At 52.9% G+C, this 8,443-nt stretch carries 4 protein-coding genes; 1 reads left to right on the forward strand and 3 read right to left on the reverse strand.

The genetic code is table 11. The annotated features are described in order from the left end of the window. Positions 1–249: 249 nt before the first annotated feature. Genes KGB07_RS25510 through KGB07_RS25520 form a run of 3 tightly spaced genes read right to left on the reverse strand, consistent with a single transcriptional unit; the run spans position 250 to position 7,400 of the window. Positions 250–3,150 (reverse strand): hypothetical protein, encoded by a 2,901-nt coding sequence (locus KGB07_RS25510; RefSeq protein WP_223466902.1) that lies wholly within the window; start codon positions 3,148–3,150, stop codon positions 250–252. A gap of 32 nt (positions 3,151–3,182) precedes the next feature. Further along, entirely contained in the window at positions 3,183–5,531 is a 2,349-nt protein-coding gene (locus KGB07_RS25515) for a hypothetical protein (RefSeq protein ID WP_223466904.1), read from the reverse strand. A 51-nt stretch (positions 5,532–5,582) separates the two neighbouring features. Continuing rightward, positions 5,583–7,400 (reverse strand): hypothetical protein, encoded by a 1,818-nt coding sequence (locus tag KGB07_RS25520; protein ID WP_223466906.1) that lies wholly within the window; start codon positions 7,398–7,400, stop codon positions 5,583–5,585. A 366-nt stretch (positions 7,401–7,766) separates the two neighbouring features. Here KGB07_RS25520 and KGB07_RS25525 point away from each other — a divergent pair, with 366 nt between their 5' ends. Beyond that, positions 7,767–8,276, forward strand: a complete 510-nt coding sequence (locus tag KGB07_RS25525) for a hypothetical protein (RefSeq protein ID WP_185754876.1) — start codon at positions 7,767–7,769, stop codon at positions 8,274–8,276. The last annotated feature ends 167 nt before the right edge of the window (positions 8,277–8,443 follow it).

Genomic DNA, 8,443 nt, shown 5'->3' on the forward strand with positions numbered 1-8,443 from the left:
CCCCAGCCAGTTGCTCTTGACCTCGGGGAAGTCGATGGCGACGGTGTATTGCCCGGTGCGCGGGTCGACACCGCCTTGCAAGTAACTCATGAAGCCAAAGGCTTGGGAATGCACGGCACTGGAAGTGGTCATTTCATACCTACCTTATAAATAAATAACTATTAATCAAAACAGTTAAAATGTTTCGAAAACAAGAAGACATCAGGCCTACTCTATGAGCAAGCCCGCCGCCCTCGATAACACGACCTGCTAAATGCGATTGAAAACCAAAGTATTCCGACTGTCTTGCAATGAGGATGACTCAAAAGCAATCGATAGCGAATGACGATTACCCTCCTCATCTATCAATACAACTTTTAGCCCAGGGTCCAAGTGCTTGCGGTATAACTTGCGCTTATCGCCATTCGCCAATCCGTCATACCAATACGGCACATCATCTGTTCGATGCAAACTGACAATCAACTCGCCAGGGGCAGGCTGTTTATCTTTGATAAAAGAGGCCCCCAATTTTATATTGTAATTCCTCATCATCCCCCAAAGATAAGGATCGAAAGACAGTCCTTCCGGAGCGGGGCTGTCACTGTTTTCAAAATTGGCCGGATTAAAGGCACTGCCGGTATAACTAAAGTATGTTTCATCAATCAGCTCACTTTCCCACTGAACTGTCGAAACATTATTTTCAATGATCGCGGTCGAAAACAGCACGGGCACACGACCCGGCCGTTCATAACTTAATCGCCAATAATCAACTGACTGACGGTAAAAACTAAAAACGTCCCCGTCAGGGTACATGTCGGTTGGCGGTCCATCGTGACCATACGGATCTTTCCATACACGATCACGTTTTACCAGATATTGATCGATTGCCGGGGTTGGCGGCCTTATGCCCTCAACCGTGATTTCAAAACCCTCGCTTTTATCATCAGTAGAATTCTGAATGCCATGATCTGAAGTGAACTGCGCATAAAAAGTCCGACTGCCTTCAGCGGCAAGATGAATCCAGAGTTCGCGATAACGCACGCCATTATTCTGGGGCGCAGGTAATGCCGGTGAGTTGACCGGTGCCGCCGCCGTAGCGGGTAACAGTCTGAAACGATTTCTTTTTTTACTGGCAGCCCATGAAATACCGCTGCCGTATTCAATGCCCTCCTGGGCAACGTGAACGAAGGGAACGGGAGCGTTGGATATTTTGTCCACCAGCCGCAGGGTCGAAAGGTTAGCGTCGCTGACCGGTATATAAACCTGCTGACCGTCGACCTCCACAGGCTTGGTCTCGATCTTGATGGTCACGGGAATCTGTTGAAAACCATTGCTGAAGCATCGGCCAACCCAATTAGCGGGGGTTTCGAATGAAAACTCCTGAAGTTCCGACCATGTGGGTTCAGGCATGATCTGTTCGGAGAGCTGGATGATGCTCAGGCCGCTGGCCCTGACCGAACCGTTAACCAGATAGGAACATCGCACCACGCTGACTCGGGAAGCCGGTTGCGCCGGCGGCATAAAAAGACCGTTTTCATCCACTTCGCCTTCGCCGATAACGGTCCATCGCGCATCCGCAGGGTCCAGATCGGCGTAGAGCGGGATCGGGGTCGCAGCAGATACCGCCGCGACATAGGGTGGATCGACCGGCAGCGTGTGGGCTGACTTCATCAAAACAATTGTCGCGTCTATGGTTTCCTTGGTCAGCGAATCAGTGACCCTGATGGTCTGAAGTGCCAGTTGCTCAGTCAGCTCTGCAGGTGGCGTGTAAATGGCGTGGTTGTTATCGACCACTCTGAGGGTACCTTCCGCTGGCGTCAGTGTGGGCCACTGCAACGTCCCCCCACCCAGCGTGTTTGCAACCAGTTCAATAGGTGTTGCGCTGGTCCCTACTGCGCTGGTGCAAACACGCGGGGAAATGCTCATGCTTTCGAAAACGCCAAGCACAAATGCCGAACTCGTCTGTTGCACGCCGCCCATTACGTACTGCGCAGTCACGACAACGGGCTGTTGTTCCTTGCCGATCCGCGAGGGAGCCGGCGACGTATAGACACCGCCGGTTGGCGTAACGCTGCCAACGGAGAGCGGACTGACGGGATTGCTGACGCGCCACTGGGCACTGACCGTCCCTCCATCACTCTTGCGCGCAGTAAATTTCTGGGTCTTGCCGGCTTTGAGATTGATGAAAGACGGTTCGATGGTCACGCTTTCGGGGCTTGGCTTGATATTGCCCAGCACCAACAGATCATGAGGGGTATGCCGCCCGTTGTCGCTTTCTACAAAAAGATTTTCGCCGGGCAACAACAGGTTTTTGAGCACATCGAGCTGCACATCGTCGAGCAACTCGATCCAGTCTTTGTTCAATATCAGCGAAGCCGAGTACAAGGCGTTTCCAGCGGCCTGATCGTCCGGGACCAAGTAAGGGAAGTCACTGCCCTCAACAGGCATGGTGCCGTTTTCATCATTGACTTTCAGGCGAACGAACACCAGCACGGCGCCATCCTCTGGATTGTCGCTACCCGGCGCTTTCTGTGTACGAATGTGGAAATGAGTCGGGCTCAACGGGTTGTTTCCACTGAGATCAAATAGCCCAAGCTCAAAAATTCGCTGGTCTTCCGGCAGCAACGCCAAGCGGCTTTGAATGAAAGCCGCCACAACTTTCTGGACGCCTGGCAACCCTCCCAGGTTGCAGGACATCGAAGGGTCGCTTGCCACATCAATCGAAACCCGACCTCGTTTATCCACTTCTCCTACGATCTGGTTCAGGCTTACCTTCATCTGGATCTTGTAGCCCATGTCTTCGGTGATACTGAAGCCAGACAACAACCGTTGCGCAGCACCACCCACAGGACGACTGATGGCCGTGTAGGCCCCCGCGACAATGTTCATGGTCAATGTCACGAAGGACTGATTGAGCGATGCCGAAGCAAATGACAAGACAGGTTTGCCCAGGATCAAATTGTCCAGCTTCATGGACTCGGTTCGGTCATCCGTGAACACCTCACCGCTGATGGGCGGGATAAAACGCCCCTCTTGCAACCAGCCAAGGTATTGCTCTTGCAGCAGGCGGTTGAGCTGAGCCCGGCCGAACGCCACCACCGCTCCCCAGCCGTGTGTGATCGCTCCCCTTTTCATCCGGGTCAACAAACTTTCCAATGAATTAACGGACATGACTAATCTCCTTACTCTCAGTGAACAACCGATTACTCACCATTTGCACCCAGCATCCGGAGGGTTTCCGGCACGCTGAACAAGGGCAATGGCAGGATGATGTAACCGTCATCGGGGGCCCCCCCAGGGCGTGCAGGGGGCGCCAAGACAGTGATCGCCACGAATTTGTCCGGCCCCGCAGGGTTTACCGTGAGCAGCCCGGTCGTGGCATTGATTTCTGCTGATCCGCTACCCAGCAGCACCTGCCAAGACTCACCCCAATCACCTGGATCAATCGGGCCCTCCTCTCCCATGATTGCCAGTTGGATCTGGTGTTCCGGCAGCCCAGGTTTGTCAACGATCACCACGCTAAGGAGGGCCGGTCGATGCAGGACCAGGACCCGCGCGGTCTCACTCAGTTTTGTCCGTGGGTTATGGACAACGAGGGTGTCGACCGTGGGCGCGGTTCCGGCTTTTGGGGGGCCCGGCACGTAGCTGTGGTCCCCTCCATCGGCCGGGTTCGGCTTAACCACCGCACCCGACGAAGGGTCTTCAATGGTCCAGGTCAACTCCCCACCGTCCACGGCACCGGCTGAAACGTCCAAGGCCAACGGGTCACCAGCGGTAGCAATCTGGATCATCGGGTTGACGGTGATGCCTCGGCGCATCACGGTGACCAATGCCGAACTGGTGTGGCCGCCTGCCGTGGCCGTGACCCTTGCCCGGACGAAGTTGCCTTCAAGCTGGGCGGCAGTCGGGGCGGTGTAACGTCCCGAAGAGGCATCGATGGAACCTACGGGAACGGTTTCGCCGAGGATGTTCTCGACTTTCCAGGACAGATCGCTGCGCGGCGGTTCGGTGGTGAACTGCAGGGTTTCGCTGTAGCCGATTACGGGCTCCAGCTGAGTGATGGCGAAGGCGGTTTGGGTGGGGCCAACGTGGCCGAAGAGGGCCAGGTCGGCGGGGTAATGAACGTCTTCAAATTTCACCGCGTTAGAGCCGCGAAACAAAAGACTGTTAAGTGTAAATACATTAATATTTTCGACGGCGCTTAAAAAGTCACCAATGCCTTCTTCGAAAAATTTGCTCAGCCAGCCCGTGTAGGCTTGTTCTACGGCCACCTTATGGGCCGGCGTCACGATACTGCTTTGATCAGTTACAGCAACCAAGACATCCTTATCTGCCTCGCGAATTACAAGTTCGCCCCCTGTATCAAGATCATACTCAAATCCATATACAAGACTCCATTTTCCAGACACAGAACCCGAGTTACCACCCGTCCATTTCAGGGGGTGAAACATTCGAACTTCTTTCCACTCCAACGAAAACGACCCTATTTGAGAAATATTCATCTCAAAATAGTCAAGTTCCGAACTAGTATGTACTGGCGCAACTATTTGCGGAGATACGTAGTCTATCCCGCCAGTGCTGAAACGCTGCTCTACGACCCGCTTCCTCTCGCCACTGCGGCCGATAATTTTGACTATTCTTTTTCGATCAGGAGAGCGTTCTATGTCGTACTTTATTTCGCTCACCCCACCTAGTTTTTGCAATGCAACAACAAACATCTTTTTGAAAAACAACTCATGCCCAAGCAATACCGTGGCCGAATAACCATCTGGAAGTAAGTATTTAAGGTCCGCATTATCAACCGGCACAGTACCGTTGGCATCGCCCTCCAAGGCAACAAATACCAGTACCGAGCCCTCCCCCTCATCCTCTCCCGCCAACAACCTGGCACCCGAGTCCTTTTTGTTATGGGTGCGGATAACAAATCTATCCGGTTTCAAGAATTGATCCGGTTCGAACTTCAACTCGTTCAACACGAAGATTGTCTGGTCGTCCGGCAAGCGCCTGAAGATCTCCTGCATACGCTGGCCAGCCACCTTGCGCAAATGCTCGGTCTGCACATAGGTCAGTCGATAATTGGTACCCGTCGAGATATTCAGTTCCACCCGCCCGGCAGACGTCACCGAACCGGTTGTCGCCAGGAGGTCGATGTCAAACCCTAACTGCGGCCCATCCAGCACATCTTCATGGGCAATCCTGGTGACACTCCACTGCTGGCTGCCTGCCGGCTTGTTGAACGTCAGGTGTGAGCCGCCGACCACTTGCATGGTCGCCCTGGCAGCTGACGAGTTCAGATTGGAATCCTTGAACGACAGGCGTGGCGCGTCCATTTGATAATTGTGCAAAAACTCTTTCTGCGTCGGCGTTGCATTATCCAGAATCTCTTCGGTAATCGGTCTCAAATAATTACTGGTACTAAAACGTTCAATGTACTCCTGCAGTAACACCTTATTGGTTTCGCTGCGCCCATAGGCCATGACAGCCCCCCAATCGAGTGTCCGGGGTTGCACTTTCAGCCAATTCAACAAGCTTTCAACGTTATTGGTTTCCATGATAAATATCCTTTGGTTAATATTGGGTTCGTCGATTGGCAGCAGTGTTTGTCAAGGGACAAGCGTCGGCGTGCTATCCCTGAATTGGAAATAGGTCTCGCCACCATCAAAACTGACTTTTGCCTTTAATGTGAAAGTCTCATTGAGCTTGAGCGTACTGAGAAACGCCTTGGGCAACTTCGCCGTTATTTTTTTGTTCTGGAATTCAACCGCGGTAACGGGCAGTGCATTGCGCACAACAATCGATGTATTACCGCTCTGGGTTACACCTGTGACCTCCATGGTCAATAGTTGTCCCTGGGCCATGAATGGCCAGGCATCCTGGGGTGGCGAAGAGTGAAGTTCCAGATCCGCACCACCTAAAGGCACGGCGAACAACGACATTTTGTTGTCGACAATCTGTCGAGACGTGGTAAATGGATAGCGCGAGGCCAGTAATGGAGTGATGCGCAGATTAAAGTATCCAGAGTCTTCGCCAACTGCATCACCGGATGGGAACACATGGTAAAACACTGGAAAACGCGCCTGTTCAAGTGTCGACATGTTGGCGGCAATGGCGCTGGGCGGAATAAAGTACCTTTTATCGTTGCCTCCCACGGGCGTCAACGCGATGTGGCGCCCCCCATTCGGGTGCCCTTGCCAATGCATTTCTACCTTGCCCGAACCAACTTCTGCCGCGTCAGGAACGCTGACGTAGGCGCCACTTGTACTCGCTTCCAGGTGCCCGTTGTTTTCCCCCGCTTCGGCAGTAGCGCCCTCGACAATGGGCGCAGGAAGGTACAACGGTTTGCTGATATCCACTTGCAGTGGTTCAGCCGATAGTGCGGCGCCTTCGCGCGCAAACTGGAAGCCAATAGTCACCTGAGCGTTGCTATTGTCCGTCAGCCAACGGGGTTCGATCAGAAACTCGATGAGGCCGCTGTCCAGTGTGGAACGATCGACCCGCTGCGCCTTGGTGACACTTCTGGCCTTGTCGCTACCCTTCCAGTACACCACCCCCCAATCGCCATCCTGAATGCCGGCATATACAGGTTTGACCTGCAGCACGAGCCCGTCGGGATAATGACCAGGATTAATCGGGCCACCAGTGTAGTTCTTGATCGTGATAGCAGGGAGTGGAGGAGAAACCGGCGGTACTATTTGCAGGGTTTGCTGATCGGAGTCACTCGACAGACCCACTCCGTCTACATACTCGACGCGGTAGCTGATATCGGCATGTTCACCCGTAATACCAATGACCTCGACATACGGGACGGTGAATATCAGCGGCTGACCAAGATCCTCGGTTCTTATTACTTTGGTTTCTCGATACACAGGTACCGGGCTGCCACCAGAATACCCTTGCCATTTAAAGATGACCGTATCTGCGACACTCATGGCCCGATACGGCGGGACCACGGCTGTGGCACCTGTTGAAGTTACCGCGTCGGGATCCAGTGCCAGATCATGGGATTGCTGTATCTGCGGAACAGGTAGGCGGGTGTTCTTGGCCACACGTTTGCCCAAATAGCAAAACTGGCGCAGGGACTCGGGCCCTCGAATCTCAGGGTTTTCAGGCTCACCCAAGGCGTATGAGTAAAACGCCCACCCCTGATCCATATTCTCGAACACCTTGTTCGGCACCGATACGGGCATGCCGAGTTCCGGTGTATAGCCTCCTCCCTCCGTCACGTTCACACGGGCACCGGCGCAGTCGGACACCTCACCGTTTGCACCACACCCTCGCCAGTTCGGCCACAGCACGTCGCCGATCTCGATACTGTCGTACTTGATATAAGTCAGTAGTGGGCCGGTGCCCAATTTGTCCAGATCAATCCAGTCGCCGGGCTGTAGATCCTTGATCACAGGACGCGGGTTAAAAGCCGCCATTTTTTGTACCTTGATTATATGAGTTCAATAAAAGACTGAACTTCACATTAACGCCAAAACCAGCGAACTGACCACTAACAGAACTGCTAGGTTGCCATTGCTGACTTTGACGATACACTTGCGCTTTTTACGTGCCGGCACCGTTTTTAACTTGGCATTCAGTTTGCCCAGGCAACCTGTTGATATCGCTATTTTTCGACGTTCAACCCTGCTCAGAAACCAGCACTTCATGGGCTGACGGGCGAGCCAACTCTCGAATGTACGCCACCTTCGAATACACAAACAACTAACAGAACTGCTAGGTTTCAGGTCGATCGTTCGATGATAACGTCAGGCTGAAATATCACACACGACGAGACCCCCCTCATGAAAAACATGAAAGCAGTTACTTTCGGGTTATTGCTGGCGAGCAGCCTTGTATATTCTGGCGCCGCCGTATCAGCAACAGGCACGGTCATACTCAGAGACAAGGATAATAAGATTTGTAGCTTGCCTGTGCCTGAGCCGGGCCAATCAAAAACTTATTCTTTTGTCAACGACCCCGTCCTATGTAAAGACTGGAACGACAAAGCCCGCACAGTCCAATTGGCGGAAGTACCTTCAGCCACCACAATTTTTATCACCAATAACAGAAACTGCTGGAACACATCCGGCGAAGGTCCATGGTTTATATTAAAAACAATCAAAAAACAAACTAGCACTTCAATTCAAGAAATCCAGTATCTGGCGACATTCACAGCGAAACAAATTGTTGAACCCGGCTTGCAAATGGTCGATTTAATGCCATCCGATGATGGCGACAACTTAGACAAAATCTCCTGTATCAGAATCATCACTTCAGCAGCACCACCACCTTCCTCAACGACAACACCTTGAAGATTCTAACCAAGTAAATAATTGAGGATCATTAAATGACCACTTCCAAAACCGTGCACTCCCAGGCCTTTGGCTTCATGAGCAGCCTGCAAGGCGGTGTCGACCCGCGCACCGGGCAATACACCGTCGCCATCGACTTCCCCGAGGTCAAGAGCAACTGGCTGGGC

The sequence above is a fragment of the Pseudomonas sp. GL-RE-26 genome (assembly GCF_019956275.1).
In the GTDB taxonomy this organism is placed as follows: Bacteria; Pseudomonadota; Gammaproteobacteria; order Pseudomonadales; family Pseudomonadaceae; genus Aquipseudomonas; species Aquipseudomonas grandcourensis.

Coding starts and splice junctions, on each gene's coding strand:
- KGB07_RS25510 (WP_223466902.1), bottom strand. CDS start 3,150: ATGTCCGTTAATTCATTGGAAAGTTTGTTGACCCGGATGAAAAGGGGA.
- KGB07_RS25515 (WP_223466904.1), bottom strand. CDS start 5,531: ATGGAAACCAATAACGTTGAAAGCTTGTTGAATTGGCTGAAAGTGCAA.
- KGB07_RS25520 (WP_223466906.1), bottom strand. CDS start 7,400: ATGGCGGCTTTTAACCCGCGTCCTGTGATCAAGGATCTACAGCCCGGC.
- KGB07_RS25525 (WP_185754876.1), top strand. CDS start 7,767: ATGAAAAACATGAAAGCAGTTACTTTCGGGTTATTGCTGGCGAGCAGC.